This is a genomic window from Kitasatospora sp. NPDC048715, assembly GCF_043198905.1.
Taxonomy (GTDB): Bacteria; Actinomycetota; Actinomycetes; order Streptomycetales; family Streptomycetaceae; genus Kitasatospora; species Kitasatospora lactacystinica.
Genome location: NZ_JBICVH010000026.1, coordinates 41,118 through 61,553, shown reverse-complemented (window position 1 = coordinate 61,553; position 20,436 = coordinate 41,118). Strand labels below are relative to the sequence as shown.

The following is a 20,436-nucleotide window of genomic DNA, read 5'->3' as shown; positions in this document are numbered from 1 at the left end:
GGGGAGTCCCTTCGTGCCCATGCTCCTGCTGAAGTTGTCGGCGCAGGATCTGCTCACTCTGAACTCGCGTCGCCGGATGGTGCCGCATCTTGCCGAACGGTGGCGAAAGTTCCGGGAGTACGAGGCTTCGGAGACGGAGCGGTTCGCGTGGGCGGAGAGTCTGATTTGTCTGGCGAACGATTTGGTCGCCGCTGATCGTGGCAATGTGCAGATGGTCGTCGAGTGCGCCGCGACTGCTGACGAGGACATCAAGGGAAGCAGTCCCAGGATCGTGGACGTCGTCCTGGTGGGCCGCCACCCGCGCGAGAATCGGCCGTCCGTCCAGCTGGTGGAGCTGAAGCGTTGGTCGACCGTGACCAGGGTCGAGCGGGCCGTTGCGGACCAGATCTACGTCGCGGGCCTGGCGAAGCCCAAGAAGCACCCTGCGTTGCAACTGAGCGAGTACTACCATGCGTTCACCGGCAGCCGGGGCCCCTTCGGCATGGTCGACATCGAGTGCGGCGGTTTTGCCTACCTGCACAACGCCACTGAGGACTCTGTCCGTCCGCTGATCGACGTGGACGCACCGACGGGTGTCTATGCGAAGGTGTACACCGGTGATCGTCGCCGCCAGTTGCTGTCCGACTTGCAGGGACACTTTGCCGCTGACGGCGGCGGCACCGAGGCCGAGCTGCTACTCCAGGGCATCGGCGTGCGCAACGCACCGCTGCTCGACGCGATGATGTGTTCCCGGGGCACGGACACGGTCTTCACCCTGCGGGGGCGGCAGAAGGAGGTGGCTGATCAGATCCTGGAGACAGCTGCCAAGGTACTGCCCTCCTCGAAGCAGCCCGCGCTGGTCCCGGACGAGCGACGAGTAGTTTTCCTGGTGACCGGTGGCGCAGGCACCGGCAAGAGCGCTATCGGCCTGCAGATCAAGGCGGAGCTGGAGGCCGTTGGCCGGAACGTCAACTACGCCAGCGGGAGCAGGGCCTTCAATGCGGCGATGCAGGAGCACGTCGGTGTCGGTGACCGGGAGTTCAAGGAGACCTTCACCTACTTCTTCGATTACGTCACGACGCCCGACCCGCTGCTCGATGTTCTGATCTGCGATGAGGCACACCGACTCCGTGACCGCTCCGAGAACCGGTTCTGGCCGCCGGAGAAGCAGGGAGTTCGGCCGCAGGTGGACGAACTCCTCGATGCGTCCCGGCTGACGGTGTTCTTCCTCGACGAAGGCCAGGTCGTTCGCCCGAAGGAGGTCGGTACGGTCGACCTGATCCAGCAGGCGGCTGATCGGCGCGGAGCCAAGGTGGTGCGGTACGGCCTCCGCGAGCAGTTCCGATGCGGTGGCAGTGACGCGTACGTCCGCTGGGTGCACGCGCTGCTCGGCATGTCGGATGACGAACCTGAGCACTGGACGCCGGACGGCTTGATGCATGTCGAGGTGGTGGACACGCCGGACGCGCTCAGGGACATCATCCTCGGCGAGGAGAGCTCCGGGGCATCCGCGCGTATGGTTGCCGGCTACTGCTGGCCTTGGACCGAGCCTCTGGGTCGGGAGAAGCGACTGGAGCGGGATGTCAGGATCGGTGACTGGCACGAGCCGTGGAACGCGAAGAGCGACAGCTTCTGCGCGGACGGAGCTCCGCCCGGTGTCAGGTGGTCGATGCACGAGAACGGCATCGGCCAGATCGGCTGTGTGTACACCGCACAGGGCCTCGAGTGGGACTGGTGCGGAGTGATCATGGGCGATGACATGGTGCGCCGGGACGACCAGTGGGTGTTCTGCCGAGGCAAGGAGACGGAGAAGTCGGCGCAGGGTGTAAGACGGGTGAAAGTTCCAGGATCGCTTGATCCGAAGGTCAGTGCGAGCAGCGTCGGTGACGAGGAGTTCGCCCGCCTGATTCGGCATGCCTACCACGTGCTGATGACCCGGGCCAGCCGGGCGACGGTGCTCTATTCCACGGACGAGGAGACCCGGGCCTACCTCAAGGCCCTTGTCGGGGAGACCGAGATCCACGGATTGCGGCCGACTCGGGAGAGCTTGCCACGGCACTACGCCCGTCCGAAGCGGGGACGGAAGAAGCCCAAGAACGACCTTCGCTTGTTCTGACGGAAGGTGTGGAAAGGTGGAAGTGGCGGGCTCGCCGGGCCCGCCACTGACCTGCGTCAGAAGAGCAGGTGCGCCACCGAGGTCAGCGCCGCCACCAGCATGTTGGAGGCGACTCCGACGGCGATGTCGGTGAGGATCTCGCGGATCCGTCCACGACGCGCAGGCTTGTACTCGATCGAGGTCATGCGGCCATCCCCAGGTAGTGATATCGGAATGGCAGGGGGCACCCTACCGGGCAACCACGCTCACGTCAGATGTTGACCACCTGACGGGCACAACCATTCGTCAATCGCCGCCTGTCGAGGGCGCACGGAACCTAGGCCTCGTACCCTCCGGGAAGGTGCGCAGCGCAATGATGCTACCGCGTGGACGCGTTGGCGCCGGGGATCAGCGAGCGAAACCTCGCAGGGCGCACGCCGGTCCGCCGCCATGCCCCACAGGGGCAGAGGCAAAGGGCTCACCGTCGGCGCGCGAAGCTGTCGCGTCAGTGCTGCCGGGGGATGGGCAGGGGCTCATGGCGGTGCCAGATCAATGACCTGTCCTCGCATCGGAGTTCCGCGGATTCCCACTCAAGGCGGATCACGCCGTCGGCCAGGGAGCAAGCGCAGGCGACGAGAACGAGCTTGGTGTCCGGTGAGAGGCGTGCGCGATCTGAATGAGGCTCGTCCTCATCCGGGGAATGCTGGGAACGAGCACGGTCGGACCGGAAGCGGGCGCATGTGCGTTGGTGATCCCACGACGGGCCGGATGAAGTCGACGACGGTCTGCGCCTGCGCTCCTTGCACCACAAGCTTTTCGACAAGGGCGTCCTGGGACTTGGGGAGGGGCGCCGCGTACCCGTCTCACAGCGCTTCGTCGGACGCGGCGAGGCAAGCCGGCAGCACGTGGCGGCGTTGGCCGGACGGCCGGTCATCGGTCCGCAGGCAGGGACTCCACTGGTCGCAGGCCTGCACCGGCGGTGGCACGGCGAACAGGTCTTCCGAGGCGAACCCCGGGAGCCCGTCGGCCCGGCGCGGTGAGTGCCGATCAGCCGCGACGGCCGTGCGCCACCTCGATTTGCTCCACCTGCTGGCTGGCCACCAGGTTCCGCAGTTTGGCGCGTGTCTCCGGGTCCGTCGAGTACACGACCGTTCCGATCATTCCGCGTGTCAGCAGCACCTTGTAGGTGTTGCGGATCAAGCGGTCGATGTCGGCGTCGGTGGTGGACTTGCGGAACACGGGGTCCTTGGACGCCGTCCGGTCGGTGATCCACCGGTCGGTGCGCCAGACGAGGTCCGGTCCGAGGATGACGCCGCTCCAGTCGTACTCGAAGCCCTGGGCGGTGTACACGCAGCCGACCTGGCCGAAGCCGGCCGGATCGGTGGCCCACAGCGCGGCCGGCGGGGCGCCCGCGATCGAGCGGTCGCCGTAGACGTTCCACGGGCGGGCCCAGTCACCGATGTGCACGTCGAGGGGGAGTGGGTCTCCAGGGGCGACCTTCGTCGTCCACTTCCAGCAGTATCCGGCCGACATGCGGGCGCCGTACCCCTCCGCGCGGCGGGCGTCGAGGAATGCCTCCAGATCCTGGGGGCTGTCCACGACCTCCAGGGCGACCTTGCCGTCGGGCTCCCAGCCGACCGGGCCGCCGGGTTCGAGGGCCAGCAGGCGCACCACCCAGTTCAGGTAGGCGTCGCTGCCGCCGCAGCGGAACTGGCTGTCCAGCTCCACCACCTGGCAGCCCAGGCCCTTCACAGCGGCGGCGGCCCGGATCTGGGCCACGGTGCCCATCTCGCCCGGCCGCACGACCTGGTGCTCGTCCAGCAGGAACACCGGCACCCGGGCGGCGTCGATCAGCTCCTCGATCTGGGGCTTGCCGGTGCGCTGCGCGGCCCGGGTGTAGCGGTTGGCCGACGTCTCCCGGATCCGGTGGGCCTCGTCGCAGATCAGCACGTCCAGACCGTTGCGCTCGGCGGCCATGAAGCTGTTGAAGTACTTGAACAGGTCCTGGACCGCACGCTTCCGCGCGCCGGCGACCCGACGCATCGTGGTGGTGAACGAGCTGGACCCGGTCGCGTGCAGGGCCGTGACGCCACGCCGGTACAGATCACCCAAGAGGGACAGCGCGATCACGCTCTTTCCGGTACCCGGGCCGCCCGCGATGACGACGACCTCCTTGTGATCGGATCGCTGCGCCTGGCGGACGGCGCGCAGCACCAGCTCGTAGGCGACCCGCTGCTCGTCCAGCAGCACGAACTGCTCGCGCTCGCGGACCTCCTCGGCGGCCACCGCCATCAACTGCTTGGACGGGGCCACCTTGCCCGCGAGCAACTGATCCGCCGCCTCCGCGCCGGAGACCGGCATCAGCTTCGAGCGGAGGTACTGGACGAACTCCCCTCGGCGCTCGGCCGTGAAGAGCCGGCCGCGCTCGTCCTGCGACACCTCGTACAGGCCCTGGACACCGAACTCCGTCGCGTTGTGGAGGAAGGCCACTCCGGACAGCCGCTCGGGATGGGCGGCGAGTGCGCCGTTGAAGGAGACCAGGTAGTCGCAGTAGCCGCGGACCTGCTCGATCGGGTTCAGCACCGGCCGGGTGTACGCGTCGACCCGGCAGAGCAGCGGCTCGCCGTCCTCCGGAAGCGCGCTGCTCCACTGCTTGAGCTCGACCACCACGTACGACGGCTCGCCCGTGTTCGGGTTGACGCCGGCGAGTATGACGTCCGCGCGCTTGCTGTTCAGCGGCAGCGAGTACTCGAGGAGGACCTCGACCATGCCGAGTCCGGCGTCCAGGAGCGCGTTGGTCAGAGCTGGGATGCTCCGCTCCCAGGAGCGGACCTCGGATGAGCTGGGTTTGTGGCCGTGCTTGTGGACGAACTGGTCGGTGAGGCGCACGAACAGTGATCCGGCCAGGCTCTCGGCGGCGACCGCGGACGCGGAGTCGCGGAACAGCAAGACATGCTCCCAGGCAGCACGAAGTGACTCGTGCGGGTGGGGGCATGTCCCGGAAGGGAAGCCCGGCGGGCCGCGCTGATGACTGGGCCAAACCTACAACGGGTGCTCTGAGCTCGTACTCGAACGCTTGAGGAAAGGGCCCAGAGACTTCCTCGCCGTCCGAAGTCGGCGACCCCGAGGGTGGCGAAGGCGGCGACGATGGTGAGCGCGGCCGAGGTGATCGCGGTGCCGGCCTTGCGGCTGATCTCGGCGGCGGTGGCACGGTGGTGGCGTTCGGGGTGGCCCGCAGCTGTTCGCGGAAGCGGAACATCAGGAACAGGAAGTAGTCGATGCCGATGCCCACCAGCGCCACGCCGATCAGGCTCGGTACGGACGGGTCGAGCTTGATGCCGGTGAGCAGGGCGGTGCCCACGACGGCGCCGGTGCCGTCCTCGGTGTCCGGCCTGGGTGAGCTGACGCCCCGCGAGGTCGAGGTGTGGCATCTGCTGGCCGCCGGCCTCGACAACGTCGAGATCGCTTCGGCGACGGGCATCAGCGTCTCCACGGTCAAGAACCACATCACCAGCATCTTCGCCAAGCTGCGTGTCCGGGACCGTGGCCAGCGTTGACCGCGGCCTACGAGGCCGTCCGGTGTCCGGCCCCCGCGCGGGGGCCGGCCCGAGGGGTGGGTCAGCGGCAGAGGGCCGCGTCCAGGGCGGCCGCCATGTGCTGCACGCCGTCCTCGAGCGGGACGGTGGTGACCGTGATGCTGGCGGCGCGGCCGTCGTCGGTGACGCCGCCGCGGGACCGGTAGCCGCGGGCGGTGCCACCGTGGCCCCAGGCCAGGCCGCCGCAGGAGAGCGGCTTGCTCTGCAGGCCCAGACCGTAGCGGACCCCCGGGCCCAGGAGTTCGGCGGGGACGGTGGTACGCATCTCGGCGAGCTGCGCCGGGGGCAGGAGCCGGCCGCCGAGGAGCGCGGTGAAGAACGAGTTGAGGTCGGTGTTGGTGGAGACGATCGCCCCGGCCGCCCAGGCGATCGAGGAGTCCATGTCGGTGTAGTCGACCGGGGGCGCGTCCGGCGAGCTGCGGACGTAGCCCTTGGGGTGGGCCTCGTGGATGGTGGTGTCGCCGGGGGTGGGGAAGTAGGTGTGGCGCAGGCCGATGCGGTCGATGACGCGCTTGGTGATCTCCTCGCCGACGGGCCGTCCGGTGACCTTCTGGATGATCAGTCCGGCGACCAGGTAGTTGGTGTTGCTGTACTCCCAGCTGGTTCCCGAGGGGAAGCGGGCCTTCTGGGCGAGGGCGCCGTCGAGGAGGTCGCGGGGCTCGAAGTAGCGGAACTGCAGGGCGGTTTCGTCCGAGAGGGCCGGGGCTTCCAGGTAGTCGGGCAGGCCGCTGGTGTGCTGGAGCAGCTGGCGGACGGTGATGTGGCGTCCGTCGATGCCGTCGCCGCGCAGCAGGCCGGGGAGGTAGGTGTCGACGGGGGAGTCCATGCCGACCTTTCCTTCGGCGACGAGTTGCAGGATGACGACGGCGGTGAAGGTCTTGGTGTTGCTGCCGGCGCGTACCTGCCCGTCGACGGGGGGTTTGGCCCCGGTGGCGAGGTTGCCGACGCCGGCGGTGTAGGTGCGGGTGCGGCCGTCGCGGCCCTTCACGGAGGCCAGTGCGGCGGGCAGGCCGTCGTCCTTCACCAGCGCGTTCAGGCTCTGCTGGACGCCGTCCGGCTTGCCGCCCGCGAATGCCGCGTTCGGTGCCAGCGCCCCGGCCGCCATGACGCCGGCGGTCACGGCGGTCACGGCCGCCACCGCCCGGTTCCGGCCGCGGCGGTTCCGGCGGGAACGCTGGACGCGGCTGTGCGGTGTGTGCTCGTTCACGGAGGAACTCCTCTGCTGAAAGGGGGAATTGCCGGGCTGTGCGGGTTCCGCGCGCCGAGGCGTGCCGGTGCGCGCGGAACCCGTTGGTGGTGCCGGTGCGGCTCGCGGATGCTCAGGCCGGACCGGGGACGGTCCGCGGGGTCAGCGACACAGGGCCGCGTCCACCGTGGCCTTGACGTGCTGCTCGGCCTCGTCGCCCGGGATCACGGTCACCGCGATGCCGGCGGCGCGGCCGTCGTCGGTGGCGCCCCCGGCGGTGTAGTAGCCCGGGATGGTCCCGCCGTGGCCCCAGTACAGGCCGCCGCACGACAGCGGATGGCTCACCAGGCCCAGCCCGTAGCGGATGCCGGGACCCACCTCGTCGGCGGGGACGGTGGTGCGCATCTGGGCGAGCTGCGCCGGGGGCAGGAGCCGGCCGCCGAGGAGCGCGGTGTAGAAGCGGCTGATGTCGCCGGTGGTGGAGACGACGGCGCCTGCCGCCCAACCCCAGGACGGGTCCAGCTCCGTGTAGTCGCGGAGCGAGCCGTCGGCTTCCCGGTTGTAGCCCTTGGGATGGGCCTCGTGGATGGTGGTGTCGCCGGGGGTGGGGAAGTAGGTGTGGCGCAGACCGATGCGGTCGACGACGCGCCGGTTGATCTCCTCGCCGAGCGGCCGCCCGGTGACCTTCTGGATGATCAGGCCGGCCAGCAGGTAGTTGGTGTTGCTGTACTCCCAGCGCGTACCCGGGGCGAAGTGGGCTTTCCGGGCCAGAGCCGCGTCGAGGAGCTCGCGCGGTTCGTAGTACCGGTTCGGGCTGGTGAGGATGGAGTCCTTGTCCACGTACTCGGGCAGGCCGCTGGTGTGCTGGAGCAACTGCCGGACGGTGATGTCGCGTCCGTCGATGCCGTCGCCGCGCAGCAGCCCCGGCAGGTAGGTCTCGACGGGCTCGTCGAGGCCGACCTTTCCCTCGGCGACGAGTTGGAGGACGACGACGGCGGTGAAGGTCTTGGTGTTGCTGCCGATCCGTACCTGCCCGTCGACGGGGGGTTTGGCCCCGGTGGCGAGGTTGCCGACGCCGGCGGTGTAGGTGCGGGTGCGGCCGTCGCGGCCCTTCACGGAGGCCAGTGCGGCGGGCAGGCCGTCGTCCTTCACCAGCGCGTTCAGGCTCTGCTGGACGCCGTCCGGCTTGCCGCCCGCGAATGCCGCGCTCGGTGCCAGCGCCCCGGCCGCCATGACACCGGCGGCCACGGCGGTCACGGCCGCCACCGCCCGGTTCCGGCCGCCCCGGCGGGAACGCTGGACGCGGCTGTGCGGTGTGTGCTCGTACACGGAGGAACCCCTCTGGATGGACCGTTCCGGTGATTTCCGGCCTTGGTCAAGAGGACCATTCAGAGGCGGGGGAGTTCGTCCGCACCCAGGACGAGACCGAACCTGGGAGCCGGCTCCGGGAGACGCCCCCTGGGCAGGACCGTGCTCCTGGCCCGGGGCGGGGACAGGACCACCCGCCACGCCCGCGGGCCGGAGCACGTGCCGGTCGGCCGGCACCATCCGGAAGCCCCGCGCCCTGCTCGCCGTCTCCGGACTTGCCGCTGGGGGCAAGGGGTCGCAGGTTCACATCCTGTCGTCCCGACCGGCGTTTTCGCAGGTCGGAGGTATGAAGGAGGCCGTTCCCGCCATCGGGTGGGAACGGCCTCCGGCCTGCGAAGAGCTGGTCAGGACGGTGGGATGTGAACCTGCGGCCCCTTGGCCGGCACCGGGCTGCCCGGGGCTGGTTCCGCCGGTCGGCGTGCGGCCGGCCTACTGCCTGCCGGAGCGAGGCCTCGGGCGGCGGCGGGTGGCGCGGGCGGAGACCAGGGCCAGTGTGCCGAGGCCGACCAGCAGGGTCGCGCCGGTCGCGTAGAGCAGTTCCTCGGCGCCCGTGTTCGGCAGCTCGTTCGGGTGCTTCGGGGGCTGCGTCGGCAGGGGTGCCGGGGTGCTGGTCGCGGTGATTCGGGCGGTTGCGGGGGGTGAGGTGGCGGGTGGCCCGCTGGGTGGGGTTCCGTGGGCGGTGGCGGTGTTGGTCACGGTGCCCGCGTCGATGTCCGCCTGGGTGACGGTGTAGGTCGCGGTGCAGGTGGTGGAGGTGCCGGGGGTGAGGGTGGTGGCCGGGCAGGTCGCCGTGGGGGAGGTGCCGGTGCCGGAGAACTGGGTTTCGGTCACTCCGATGTCGGTGAGGTCGACATTTCCGGTGTTGATGACCAGGTAGGAGTACGTGACGGTCTCGCCCTCGGTGGAGACGGTCGTCGGGGAGACCGACTTGGCGATCGTCAGCGCCGGGGTGCTGGTCGCGGTGATTCGGGCGGTTGCGGGGGGTGAGGTGGCGGGCGGGCCGCTGGGTGGGGTTCCGTGGGCGGTGGCGGTGTTGGTCACGGTGCCCGCGTCGATGTCCGCCTGGGTGACGGTGTAGGTCGCGGTGCAGGTGGTGGAGGTGCCGGGGGTGAGGGTGGTGGCCGGGCAGGTCGCCGTGGGGGAGGTGCCGGTGCCGGAGAACTGGGTCTCGGTCACTCCGATGTTGGTGAGGTCGACGTTTCCGGTGTTGGTCACGACGAAGGAGTACGTGACGGTCTGGCCCGCGGCGGAGACGGTCGTCGGGGAGACGGACTTGGCGATCGACAGCGCCGGAGTCGAGGGCGGTGTCGCCGCGTTGAAGGAGTCCGAGGCCGTGACGGTGACGCCTGCGGTGGTGGTGGCGGTGACCGTGGAGGTGTCGGTCTCCTGGGTGCCGGGCTCCATCGCCGGGATGGTCCCCGTGCAGTCGAACGTCGCGCCCGGCACGAAGGGGCCGGCCCAGGTCGTACCGGTGGCCGGGCCGCCCAAGGGGGAGAAGTCGCAGGACAGGCCGGTGAGGGCCGGGCCGGACGTCGTGCTGTCGGTGACCTCCACGTTGCTCAGCACCAGCGACCCGTTGTTCCTGACGGTCATCGTCACCGGCGTCGGAGTGCCGGCGGGGACGGACTTGCCGGGTGCCGTGTTGTGGTCGCCGTTCGTCGGGCCCTCGTCGGTGGAGAACTTGACGATGGAGAGGTTGTTCCCGCCGCCGGAGTTGTTCCAGTTCGGGTTGTCCAGTGAGGTTCCGGCATTCTGGCTGGTGCCGTTCCCCATGGCGACCACGACGGTGTCCGAGAACTGCTTGAGGGTGTTGTCCGTGATCGTCACCGGCAGGATCAGCCCGACGCTCGTGTTCGCCGGGACGGTGACGGTGACCGAGATGCCGCTCGGAGTGCACGAGTTGAGGGTGGCCGTGCCGGTGTAGGTGACGTCGTTGCCCAGTGTGTTGGTGGCCGTGTCCAGGTTCTGCTGGGCGATGGTGGACGCGGGATCGGTGGAGTAGGGGAGTGCCAGCCCCGGCACGAACGCCGCGCAGTTGAAGGCCTGGCCGGCCTGGGCGGTGTCCGTGAACGTGGCCGTGGTGGCCGTCGTGCTCGCCGGGGTGTGCATCACCCAGACGATGTTCGTGTCCGGGAAGGCGGTGCCGGTGTAGATGAGCCCGTACTTCTCGGCGTTGGCGGGATTGCGGGGCGGCCACGGCTCGACGACGATCGGGGTGGTGAACGTGACCCCCGCGTTCGTCGTGTAGACGAGGTCCTGCGCGCCGTTGTTGTCGGTCGACAGCTGGGCGCTGATCGTGGTCTGCCCGCAGACGCCCGTGTGCGTCTCGACATAGGCGCCCATGGTGTACGTCACGACGGCGGGCTGGCCGGCGATGGTGGCGGTGCCGATGGCCGCGCCGGTGCCGTCCAGCACGGTCTGCGTGCCGGACGGGAAGTTCGCGAGCTGCGCCGGCATCGTGACCGAGAAGGTGTCACCCGCGTGGCTGCCGTCCGGGACGCACCAGGTGATCTGCGTGGTGACGGTCATCCCGGGATGGAGCGGCGCGGACGGCGATCCGGCCCAGGTGGTGGTGATACCGGTGATCGCATTGATCGAAGCGCTGTACGCGGGGGTCTGCGCCCCGTGGATCAGCACGGCCGCGAGCGCGGCCAGCACGACGACGGTCTGTCTGAGGGCAGGCCGCATCCTTGCCAGTAGTGGCATTGCTTCTCTCCTAGGAAATCCGGCGAACTCCATCCCGGAGCCGGTCGGCCTCCGACACCGCGGCCGATCGGCCGCGGGTGCGGGGTGTTCACCGTTGAGTCGCGTCGGCCGAATCCTTGCGGCGGCCGTTGAGTGCCTGGTGCGCGTCGGCGCCGGTCACGCTATGGAGCTTCTCGTCATCACCCGCGACCTCCTCGGGGCCGGAACACCTGAATGGCTCTGCCGGGATCCGGGCCGGCCACACGCATTCGGGCGAACCGGCTTCCGTCCGATTCGACGGAGCGTGGTGAACGCGCCTCATCGGCATGACGTGGGTTGGCTCGCAGCAGTGCGAGAGAACGCACCGTCACATGCTGGATGCACAGCAGATGGTACGTGTCGGTACAGATCTTCCGGCGATTCTCCCTACCTGGCGCGTCGAGGGCGCGCAAGTCGAGGGAGAGACGCGATTGGGCCCGACCGGCCCGCACCGTCGGAGCTGCCGAGGCACCGGGGCCGGGGGGGCGAAGGCCGGGCCGGTGAGGCCGACAGGGGGTGATGGGGCCGGAAACGCGGACAGGGACCGGTGCCGGGTGGCGCCGGTCCCTGTCGGGCCGCGGGGGTGGGGCGAGGTCAGTAGGAGTCGGGGGTGTGCTGCTGCGGCGGGTGGGTGTCCCTGGGGGTGAAGGCGGTGGCCCAGGGAGTGGTGACGGTCTCCAGGACGCCGGGGGCCCGGGCCGGCGCCGGGGCGGGCTGCGGGGGGAGCGGTTCGGCGGCGCGGAGCTGGTCGATGCTCCTGGTCATGCCCGTCTTGAGGCGCGGCGTCAGGGGCTTCTCGATGAGCCGGTGGACCAGCCAGGAGGCGACGAGCATGCCGGTGACGACGATGGCGACCGCCGTCCAGGGCTTGGTGCCGTGGTCGTAGAGGGCGCGCAGGGCGGTCCAGCCCATGGCCTCGTGGAGCAGGTAGAGGGGGTAGGTGAGGGCGCCGGCGAAGGTGAGCCAGCGCCACTGGATCCGGGAGCCCCAGCCCATGGCCACCGCGGTGATCACGAGGTAGGAGAGGGTGGTCAGCAGGACGGCGGGCCAGGTCGGCAGCTCGGGCCGGCCCAGGACGGTGTTCACGTCGTGCTGGTGCTGGATGGTGTAGAGCACCGAGAGGATCCAGCTGATCCCGACGATGCCGAAGAGCATGAGGTTGGGACCGTACCGGTGGACCAGGTAGAGCGCGAGGCCGGCGACGAAGAACGAGGAGACGTCCGACATCGCGAAGAACTCCAGGACCGGCCACTTGGTGCTCGCCGAGACGATGCCGGCGACCGTCCAGATCGAGCAGAAGGCCACGATCCGCCGGTAGGTCACGCCCTGCCACACCACGATGGCGAACAACAGGTAGAAGCGCAGCTCGGCCCAGAGCGTCCAGTAGACGGCGTCCACGTTCGGGATCCCCAGGCCCACGTGGAACATGGTGAGGTTCGCGAGGACCTGCTCCGAGGGGAGCGGCTGGCGCACGAGCGGCCACATCGTCACGACCGCGGTGGTGAGCAGGACGGCGAACCAGTACGCGGGGTAGAGCCGGATGACCCGGGAGCGGACGAAGTCGCCCACCGGACGGCCCCAGCTGCTCATGCAGATCACGAAGCCGCTGATCACGAAGAACAGGCAGATGCCCGTCCAGAGGTACGCGGCGGGCGCGGAGGCGCGGTGGAACACCTGCTCGGCCGGCTTGCCCCAGGCGCTGATCTCTGGCTTGGTACCGCCGCCGTAGCCGATGTAGTGGTGGAAGACCACCATCAGCGCGGCCAGGATGCGCAGGCCGTCCAGGACGGCGAGACGGCCGCCCTTGGCGGATTTGCGGCGGCCCGAGGAACCTGGTCGTTGCCGGGGGAAAATGCTCACGGCTGACGATAACGCACGCCCTGTAAGCCGCTTGCAGGCCCCTGCGCATGACAGGGCAGGGCGGCGACGGGCTGCGGCAGGGCGTTTTCCCGTGGTCGAGGCAAGTGCTGGGGGGCGGGGCCGCCTCCGGGGGCGGGGGCGGACGGCGCGGTCGGGGAAGGCCGGGGACCGGCCGGGGGCGGACGGTGCGGTCGGGGAGGGCCGGGGACGGCCGGCCCTCGGGAGTTCCTGACGCGCGCGCCCCGGCGCGGGAGTGGACCACCACCCCGCGCCAGGACGCACGACGGATCGGCGCGCGGAGGGCGCGCCGATCGGGGGACGCCGGTCGGAGGGCGTCGGTCAGAGCGTGCCGGTGATCGTGGTGCCGGTGTGGTTGCCCGGGATGGCGGTGAGGTCGAGGTTCTCGGGGGTGGCCCAGGTGCCGTCGTTGTGGCGGGCGGTGAGCAGGACCCTGTTGTCCGTGGTGGCGACGGCGAACACGGCGTCGGTGTCGACGGGCGCGGCGCTGATGCTGGTGCCCGTGACGTTGCCGATGACGCCGCCGAGGGACGTCACGGGCTGCCAGCTGTGGTTGAGGTAGCGCATGGTGTGGTACTGGCCGTCGCTCGCGATGAGAGCGAGGTTGAGGTCGTTGCCCTGGCGGGAGACGGCGACGCCGCTCACCGGGCCGGTGCTGCCCGCGGCCTCGGAGACCGCCCCCCAGGTGCCCCAGCTGCCGGAGCCGGTGCGCAGGGTGTGGTAGACCTTTCCGCCGGCCACGGCCGCGATGTGCAGTTCGGGTCCGGCGTCCCCGGACGCTCCGGCGGCCGAGATGGCGGTGATGCCGTTGAGCGGACCGGTGACGTCGGTGACCACGTTGAACGGGGTCCACTGGCCGGCGCCGTTGCGGATGGAGTGGTAGAGGGTGCCGTTGGCGACCACGACCACGTGCAGGTTGTCGCTGATGGAGGCGATGGAGACCTGGGTGATGCCGCTGAGGTCCGTGAGGGCGACGTTGAGGTCGGCGAACGTCTGCTTCCAGCCGCCGTCGAGGTTGCGGATGGCGTAGTGGAGGTGCCCGTCGCCGCCCAGGGCGATGATGTGGGTGTCGGCGTTGATGCCGGCCGAGGCGACGGCGCGCACCCCGCCGATGGAGCCGGCCGTGGCCTGGACGTCCTCGTACGGGGTCCAGGTGCCGTCGTAGAGACGGCTGGCGAAGTAGAGGTTGGCGTCGCTGCGCACCAGGGCCTGGGTCTTCCAGCCCAGGGACTTCGCCCGGGTCTGCTGCACCCAGCCGGCGACGTTGTCGACGCGGGTGTTGTAGGCGCCGGTGCGGGTCTCGGTCTCGCCGAGGCAGCCGCCCTGCCAGGAGCGGGAGGCGACGGCGACCAGCTCGGCCCTGCCGCCCGTCTCGCGGATCACGGGGGCGCCGGTGTCGCCCTTGCAGATCGCCGCGCCGCCGGTGCCGGTCGTGCCGAGGCCGGTGGCGGCCACGGTGTCGAGCGAGAAGGCGCCGGTGTGGAGCTTGCCCGGCACCCACTCGTCCTTGGTCCGGCCGTACGCGGGCACGCGCAGCGTCTGCCCGGCGGTCGGCGCGGCGGTGGCGACCGCCAGCGGGGCGATGCCGTCGACGGGCGTGGCCAGGCGTGCCATGACGAGGTCACGGCCGGCGTACGGCACCAGCTCGGACACCTCGGCGGTCCTGCCGCCGGTGGTGGTCAGGTCGGTGCGGCCGACGGTGGCGACGGTCTTCCACTTCGGCGCGCCGGCCGCCACGGCCTGCGGCTGCGCCGGGTCGTCGGAGAAGCAGGAGGCGGCGGTCAGCACCCAGTTGCGGTCGACCAGCGCACCGGTGCAGGTGCGCAGGGTGTCGCCGATCGCCAGGCGCGCGGTGAAGGCGTAGGACCCGTCGGCGGCCGCGTTGCCGACCACGGCGCCGGCCGGGGGCGTGGCGAGGGTCGTCAGGGCTCCGGCGGCGAGGACGGCGGTCAGCGCGCCCGCCCGCAGGTTGCGGGACGAGGAGTTGCGAGGCATGAGTGGGCTCCCGAACGTGAGAGGTGGTGATGCGGGGCGGTGGCGGTCAGCCGGTGACGGTCAGCTCGACGAGGGCGGCCTTGTCGCCGCCGGTGCCTTCGCCGACTCCCTGGAAGCCGTTCGTGGGGACGTCGACGGTCTGGGTGGTGGTGCCGACGGTGAGGCCGGCGCGGACCGCGCGGCCGCCGCTGGTCTGGATGAAGAAGACGTCGGGCAGCTGGAGGGAGAGGTTTCCCGTCGTGCCGGTGACGGTGAAGCAGATCTGGTTGTCCGGGTTGCCCGGGGCCAGGGTCCCGATCTGGATCTGGTTGGGCTTGCCGCAGTCGGCGAGCAGGATGTGGCCGTCGCCGCGCAGCAGCTTCACCTTGGTGATGGCGGCGGCGCCGGGGTAGGAGAAGTCCTCGACGGCCGGCGGCGCGGCGGAGTTGTCGGCGGGGGTGGTGTCGGCGGCGGCGATCGCGGTGGCGCCGCCGAGGGCCGCGGCGGTCACCGCGGCGGTGGCCAGCCAGCGGCGGGCGGTCCTCCGGGTGCGGGAGGGGTTGTCTGTCACCTGGGGCTCCATCGGAAGGTGAGCGGGGCGGGCGCGGGTCAGCCGGTGACGCGAAGTTCGAGCAGGGTGGTGGGCTTGCCGCTGCCGTTGCCGCTGCCGATCCCTACGGGGACGGCGGTGCCCTTGGCGATGTCGATGCTCTGGGTGGCGCCCTCGCTGGTGAGCTTGGCGTTGACCGAGTAGTCGTCGGTGCGGATCCGGAACACGTTGGGCACCTCGACGGCGAGGTAGCCGGTGGTGCCGGTGGCGCGGAAGCAGATCTGGTTGCCCTTGTCGTTGGGCAGGTCCCAGCTGAGCACGCTGATCTGGTCGTCGACGGCGCAGTCGGACAGCACGATGTGGCCGTCGCCGCGCAGCAGCTTCACGTTGGGGTACGGGGCCGGGCCGGGGTGGACGAAGTCCTCGACGGCCACCGGCGCGGCCGAGTTGTCCGCCGGGGTGCCGTCGGCGGAGGCGATCGCCGTGAGGCCGAGCGTGGCGGCCGCGGCGACGGCGCCGCCAACGAGCCAGCGGGACATGCGCTTTGACATGCCTAATCCTTTTCGTTCATCTCGCGTTGCCCTGATGGGCAGATCTTCGGAATCGGGTGACCGGCCTGAATGGTGGGCGAACCAGCCGGGTGTGGCGCAACGTCATTGTCGGTGCGAATGACATGAATTGACTGCGCCACAGATGTCGGAGCCGCAGGCGGAATCCGGCCCATCGAACCAGACGGGCCGGTGCCCGGACAACCACTTTCGGCGACTGGCCAGGCAAGATGTCACGCTTTCAAGGTCATTGGGTGCTTGTTGGCGATGCGGTTGTATTTGCTTGGCTATGCTCGCCGTCGGGTGATTCATTGCGCTCGCTTTGCCCGGCAACTCCCAGAATTCGTGGACGCTCTGATGGGACGTCATTTATCGTGGCTCCGCCGCGGCCGGGATACGGCCGACGTCGACACTGGAGGTTTCCCGTGCGCCAATCGATATCCCGCTCACGACGGCGAGGGAGGGGAGGGCCGCCGCTGCTGGGCAGGCTCTCCCTGGGGCTGTTGCCACTGGTTCTCACGGCGGGGCTGGTGGGGGCCGCGGGTCCGGGCGCCGCCGCCACCGGGCCGGCCATCGGGCAGGTCCAGCCGAGCGACCGCGAGCGTGCGGTGCAGGCGTGGCTCAACGGCGGCCCTCGGCTCCACGCGCTCGCGGAGGCCGCGCTCGCGGGCTCCGACCAGGACGTGAAGCGGTTCGTCGAGAACGAGCTCGCCGGGGCGCAGAGTGCGGACGACCTGCTCGCTGCCACGCAGATCTCCAGTGTGGGCGGGCCGAAGGTCCGCGAGGCCGCGGACAAGGCGATCGACGGGACGGCCGCGGATCGGCGTGCCTTCCTGGAGGGCGGCTGGCAGGCGGCGCTCGACGCGGACCGGCGGCTGTGGATCACCCGGATCACCGACCCCGCGATGGGTGCCGGGCGGAATCTCCAGGCGGCGGGTGATGCCGCGCTGCGCAGCAACACCAGTGACGACCTGCAGAAGTTCCTGACGGAGACCCAGTTCACCGCGAAGGACAGCGACGACCGGGTCAAGCTGGTCCAGATCCTGAGCTCCGGTGGCCCCAACGTCCAGGCGGCGGCGCGGATCGCGCTGAACGGGTCGATCCAGGACGTGCGCGACTTCCTCGCGACCGGCCAGTACATCGCGCAGAGCCGTGACCAGGAGCGCGCGAGCATCGCGCAGCTGGCGCAGCAGGCCAAGGACGCGAGCGCCCAGGCGGCCCAGGAGACGGCCGCGGCGATCGAGGCCAAGGACCAGGCGGTCCACAACTCGGAGCTGGCCAAGGCGGATGCCGCGCGGGCGGCTGTCGAGACGCAGCAGGCCGGCAATGACACGGCCAAGGCCACGGAGGCGGCGAACAGGGCCGCCGGCGCGGCCGACCGTGCGGGTGCGGCGGCGCAGACGGCGCTGACCGCCGCGCGTGCGGCCAACGCCTCGGCGCGCGCCGCCGCCGTCGCGGCGTCGAACGCGGCGGCGGCCGCGGCGGGTGCCCAGCGGGCCGCCGCCAACGCGCGGACGGCGGCCGCGGCCGCGGCCGGTGACGCGACCAAGGCGCACGAGGCGCGGGTGGCGGCGGACGCCGCCGACGCCGCGGCGAAGATCGCCGCGGATGCGAACGCCACGCTGGTGAAGGCGAACGAGGCCGCCAAGAGCAGCAAGGACGCGGCGGGTGCCGCGCTGAGCGCCAAGGGCAACGCGGATTCCGCGGCGGGTTCGGCCGAGCAGGCCGGTGCCTACGCGGACAGCGCGGGCGGGCAGTCGGCGAAGGCCAAGCAGGCCGCGGCGGCGACGCGTCGTGCGGCCGCCGAGGCCGGCCGTGCCGCCGCCGCCTCCCAGCAGCTGGCCGGCGAGGCCGCCGCACAGGCCGAGGCCGCCAAGACGCTGCTGGCGTCCGCCGCCTCCCACGCCGCGGCCGCGGCCCAGGCCGCGCGGGACGCCGCCGACCACGCCGGCCAGAGCGCCAACGCCGCGCAGGAGGCCACCGACCACGCGAACGCCGCCTCCGGCTTCGCCACGGACGCCCAGACCGCGGTCGACAAGGCCAACGCCGTCCAGGACCTGACCCGTCGCACCGAGGCGGAGGACCTGGCCAACCGCACCGCGGCGGCCGTGGAGAAGGCCCGCAAGGCCAAGGCGGACGAGGCGGACAAGCAGGCGCAGACCAACCAGGCGGCCCAGGAGGTCCAGCAGGCGAAGGCCGAGGCCGACCGCCTCGCCCAGCTGACCAACCAGCCCGGCGCCACGCCCGCGCAGGTCGCCACCGACGGCCGCAAGCTCGCCCTCGTCTCCCGCAAGATCTCCGGCACCTGGGGAGAAGCAGCGGCCGAGGCCGCCCTCACCGGCAACGACAACGCGGTCTTCTCCTACCTGAAGGCCGGTCGCAAGCAGGCGGAGGAGCACGACGCGCGCGACCGTGCCACTCAGGTCTACACGGACTCGGAGAGCGACGCGGTCCGTACCGCCGCCTACACCGCGCTCCAGGGCAACGCCGCCCAGGTCGGCACGTTCCTGACCAGCGGTCAGGCAGAGGCTGCCGCTCCTGACAACCGGCTGACGATCACCCGCATCAGCGACAACGCCGGCCCCGCCGTCAAGGCCGCCGCCGACGCCGCGCTGCGGACCAACACCCCGGCCGCGCTGCGGGACTTCCTCGGCAAGGGACTGGCCGACGCCCAGGCCGCCGACGACCGGCTGACCGCCGTCCGGCTGGAGGACGCCCAGGACACCGAGCCCGAGCTCAAGGCCGCGGCCAAGGTCGCCCTCGAAGGCCCCGTCCAGGACCTGCGCACCTTCGTGGCCCGGGGCCAGTACACCGCCCAGCAGCGCGACCGGCTCACCGCCGTCCACGTCGCCGACGTCAAGGGCCTGATCGCCCAGGCCACCGCCGCCGCCGCGACCGCCCAGCAGAACGCGGCCACGGCCCAGGCCGCCGCCGCCATCGCGCGCGACGCCGCCAACGAGGCGAGCGGCTACGCCGCCGCGGCCACGGCCTCGGCCAACACCGCCGCCGACCAGGTCGCCAAGGCCCAGGCCGCCGCCGACGCCGCCCAGGCCGACGCCGCCAGGGCGGCCGCATCCGCGAAGACCGCCAACGCCGCCAAGGCCTCCGCCAACCGCGACGCCGCCAAGGCGGTCTACTCGGCCAACCAGGCCGAACGCTCCGCACGGCAGGCGTACTTCGCCGCTGCCGATGCCAAGGATTCCGCCAGCGCCGCCCGTGCCTCGGCCGAGGCGGCAGGTCAGGACGCAACTGCCGCCCAGGCCGCTTACGAGGACGCCCAGGCGGACTACCAGGCCAAGTACGACGCCGAGGAGAAGGCCCGGCTCGCCAAGCTGGAGGCCGAGCGCAAGGAAGCCGAGAAGCAGGCCCAGGCCGAGAAGCAGAAGCAGGACGCGATCGCGGGGATCGAGGAGGAGATCAAGAAGGCGAAGGAGGACAGCGAGAACGTCAGCTACCTCTACCGCCTCTTCTCCGAGAGCATCCACCTCACCCTCGACGTCATCGGCGGCGCGGGCGGCGTCATCGCCCCCGGCCTCGCCGACATCGCCGACCTCGTCAACTGCGCCTACTACGCGGTCGAGGGCAGGACCACCGAGGCGGTCACGTCCTGCATCGGCGCGATCCCCTTCATCGGTGACGGTGCCGCCGTCGCCAAGCTCGCCCAGTGGGCCAAGAAGTTCGGCTCCTGGGGCGAGAAGGCCGTCGAGTTCATCAAGAAGCTCGTCACGCGCATTCCGCCGTCCTGCCCGCTGAACAGCTTCCCGGCCGGCACCCGCGTCCTGATGGCCGACGGTTCCACCCGTGCCATCGAGACCGTCCAGGTCGGCGACGAGGTCCTCGCCACCGACCCTGCGGCCGGAGCGACCGGCCCCCGCCGGGTCTCGAACACCATCTACACCCCGGACGACCGCGACTTCACCGACATCTCCCTCGGCGCGGGCCGGTCACTCACCAGCACCGACCACCACCCCTTCTGGGCCGAGAACCGGAAGCAGTGGACCGACGCCGCCGACCTCAAGCCCGGCGACGAACTGCGCGACCCGGCCGGACAGGCCCGGCCGATCGAGAACGTCCGGCACTGGAACACCCTCCAGCCCGCCTACAACCTCACCGTCGACGACCTCCACACGTACTACGTGCTGGCCGGCGACCTGCCGGTCCTGGTCCACAACACGGACCCGGCATGTGCGACTCACCTTGCCCTCGGCCTCGAATCCATCCGCGGACAGGAAGTCGGGACGCTCGACCGGTTCGCGCAGGGCCTTGGAGCCGTGACCTACAAGAACGGGCCCTTCGGTGACCTGATTCCCCGGGGCGTGGCAACTCCTGAGAATCTCAGCAAGATGATCGATCGGGTCGTCTCCGGCGGTGGAAAGATCAGTTTCAACATGAAGGGCGTTCAGGACGTCGAGGGCATCCTCAAGGGGATGGACTACGGCAACGGTTACACCTCGCACGAGTTGAGGTACATCTGCGGAAACCCGGCGGTTCGTAGGATCACCACGTTCATCAACGGCGACGCTCCCTGCTAGCGACTA

The 20,436-nt window shown here is 70.7% G+C and carries 12 protein-coding genes and 2 pseudogenes; 4 read left to right on the top strand and 10 right to left on the bottom strand.

Features of this window, described 5'->3' with window-relative positions:
* The first annotated feature begins 19 nt into the window (after positions 1-19).
* Entirely contained in the window at positions 20-2,095 is a 2,076-nt protein-coding gene (locus ACGFSC_RS38230; RefSeq protein WP_359899316.1) for a DUF2075 domain-containing protein, read from the top strand.
* Between the two features lie 56 nt (positions 2,096-2,151).
* On the opposite strand, the gene ACGFSC_RS38225 is transcribed toward ACGFSC_RS38230, so the two are convergent.
* Positions 2,152-2,280: a DUF6408 family protein gene (locus ACGFSC_RS38225; protein WP_220783974.1), complete on the bottom strand. Its 129-nt coding sequence runs from the start codon at positions 2,278-2,280 to the stop codon at positions 2,152-2,154.
* 491 nt (positions 2,281-2,771) lie between these two features.
* Between ACGFSC_RS38225 and ACGFSC_RS38220 the strand changes: the two are divergent.
* A pseudogene (locus ACGFSC_RS38220) lies at positions 2,772-3,114 on the top strand (HNH endonuclease); the annotation flags it as partial.
* A gap of 7 nt (positions 3,115-3,121) precedes the next feature.
* Here ACGFSC_RS38220 and ACGFSC_RS38215 read toward each other — a convergent pair.
* Both ACGFSC_RS38215 and ACGFSC_RS38210 read right to left on the bottom strand, forming a co-directional pair.
* Entirely contained in the window at positions 3,122-5,023 is a 1,902-nt protein-coding gene (locus tag ACGFSC_RS38215; RefSeq protein ID WP_359899296.1) for a DNA/RNA helicase domain-containing protein, read from the bottom strand.
* Positions 5,024-5,351: 328 nt separating this feature from the next.
* A pseudogene (locus ACGFSC_RS38210) lies at positions 5,352-5,435 on the bottom strand (hypothetical protein); the annotation flags it as partial.
* Here ACGFSC_RS38210 and ACGFSC_RS38205 point away from each other — a divergent pair.
* Positions 5,410-5,631, top strand: coding sequence for a helix-turn-helix transcriptional regulator (locus ACGFSC_RS38205; protein ID WP_392864897.1), 222 nt, complete (start codon positions 5,410-5,412; stop codon positions 5,629-5,631). The pseudogene ACGFSC_RS38210 and the gene ACGFSC_RS38205 overlap by 26 nt on opposite strands.
* Before the next feature lie 61 nt (positions 5,632-5,692).
* On the opposite strand, the gene ACGFSC_RS38200 is transcribed toward ACGFSC_RS38205, so the two are convergent.
* From ACGFSC_RS38200 to ACGFSC_RS38170, 7 genes are all read right to left on the bottom strand, one after another.
* On the bottom strand, positions 5,693-6,877 hold the full coding sequence (locus ACGFSC_RS38200) for a serine hydrolase domain-containing protein (RefSeq protein WP_392864859.1): 1,185 nt from the start codon (positions 6,875-6,877) through the stop codon (positions 5,693-5,695).
* Positions 6,878-7,018: 141 nt separating this feature from the next.
* Positions 7,019-8,185 (bottom strand): serine hydrolase domain-containing protein, encoded by a 1,167-nt coding sequence (locus tag ACGFSC_RS38195; RefSeq protein WP_392864856.1) that lies wholly within the window; start codon positions 8,183-8,185, stop codon positions 7,019-7,021.
* A gap of 468 nt (positions 8,186-8,653) precedes the next feature.
* Positions 8,654-10,930, bottom strand: a complete 2,277-nt coding sequence (locus tag ACGFSC_RS38190) for an Ig-like domain-containing protein (RefSeq protein ID WP_359899298.1) — start codon at positions 10,928-10,930, stop codon at positions 8,654-8,656.
* A gap of 612 nt (positions 10,931-11,542) precedes the next feature.
* Positions 11,543-12,808, bottom strand: a complete 1,266-nt coding sequence (locus ACGFSC_RS38185; RefSeq protein ID WP_359899300.1) for an acyltransferase — start codon at positions 12,806-12,808, stop codon at positions 11,543-11,545.
* Between the two features lie 339 nt (positions 12,809-13,147).
* Entirely contained in the window at positions 13,148-14,821 is a 1,674-nt protein-coding gene (locus ACGFSC_RS38180; protein ID WP_359899302.1) for a trypsin-like serine protease, read from the bottom strand.
* Between the two features lie 46 nt (positions 14,822-14,867).
* A complete protein-coding gene (locus ACGFSC_RS38175; RefSeq protein WP_392864852.1) occupies positions 14,868-15,371 on the bottom strand; it encodes a hypothetical protein in 504 nt (167 codons plus the stop codon).
* A gap of 38 nt (positions 15,372-15,409) precedes the next feature.
* Entirely contained in the window at positions 15,410-15,901 is a 492-nt protein-coding gene (locus ACGFSC_RS38170; protein ID WP_392864849.1) for a hypothetical protein, read from the bottom strand.
* A 500-nt stretch (positions 15,902-16,401) separates the two neighbouring features.
* Here ACGFSC_RS38170 and ACGFSC_RS38165 point away from each other — a divergent pair, with 500 nt between their 5' ends.
* A complete protein-coding gene (locus ACGFSC_RS38165) occupies positions 16,402-20,430 on the top strand; it encodes a polymorphic toxin-type HINT domain-containing protein (protein ID WP_392864846.1) in 4,029 nt (1,342 codons plus the stop codon).
* Positions 20,431-20,436 lie beyond the last annotated feature (6 nt).

Coding starts and splice junctions, on each gene's coding strand:
- ACGFSC_RS38230 (WP_359899316.1), top strand. CDS start 20: ATGCTCCTGCTGAAGTTGTCGGCGCAGGATCTGCTCACTCTGAACTCG.
- ACGFSC_RS38225 (WP_220783974.1), bottom strand. CDS start 2,280: ATGACCTCGATCGAGTACAAGCCTGCGCGTCGTGGACGGATCCGCGAG.
- ACGFSC_RS38205 (WP_392864897.1), top strand. CDS start 5,410: ATGCCGGTGAGCAGGGCGGTGCCCACGACGGCGCCGGTGCCGTCCTCG.
- ACGFSC_RS38190 (WP_359899298.1), bottom strand. CDS start 10,930: ATGCCACTACTGGCAAGGATGCGGCCTGCCCTCAGACAGACCGTCGTC.
- ACGFSC_RS38180 (WP_359899302.1), bottom strand. CDS start 14,821: ATGCCTCGCAACTCCTCGTCCCGCAACCTGCGGGCGGGCGCGCTGACC.
- ACGFSC_RS38170 (WP_392864849.1), bottom strand. CDS start 15,901: ATGTCAAAGCGCATGTCCCGCTGGCTCGTTGGCGGCGCCGTCGCCGCG.